At 71.1% G+C, this 315-nt stretch carries 1 pseudogene; it reads right to left on the minus strand.

The window, feature by feature from the left end:
• Window positions 1-315, minus strand: a pseudogene (locus JHD64_RS22120) (hypothetical protein); the annotation flags it as partial.

Genomic DNA, 315 nt, shown 5'->3' on the forward strand with positions numbered 1-315 from the left:
AATACCCAGCAGCGCCACCTTGCCGCCGTGGTTCATGGTTTCCAGCATCTGGCGGAAGGCCTGCGGATTGCCGGACATTTCCAGGCCCACATCAAAGCCTTCGCACATGTGCAGCTCGCTCATCACCCTGTCTCTTATACACATCTGACGCTGCCGACGAACGAACAACAGTGTAGATCTCGGTGGTCGCCGTGTCATTAAAAAGGGGGGGGGGGGGGGGGGGGGGGGGGGGGGGGGGGGGGGGGGGGGGGGGGGGGGGGGGGGGGGGGGGGGGGGGGGGGGGGGGGGGGGGGGGGGGGGGGGGGGGGGGGGGGG

It is taken from the genome of Aquitalea sp. ASV15, from assembly GCF_016429115.1.
In the GTDB taxonomy this organism is placed as follows: Bacteria; Pseudomonadota; Gammaproteobacteria; order Burkholderiales; family Chromobacteriaceae; genus Aquitalea; species Aquitalea magnusonii.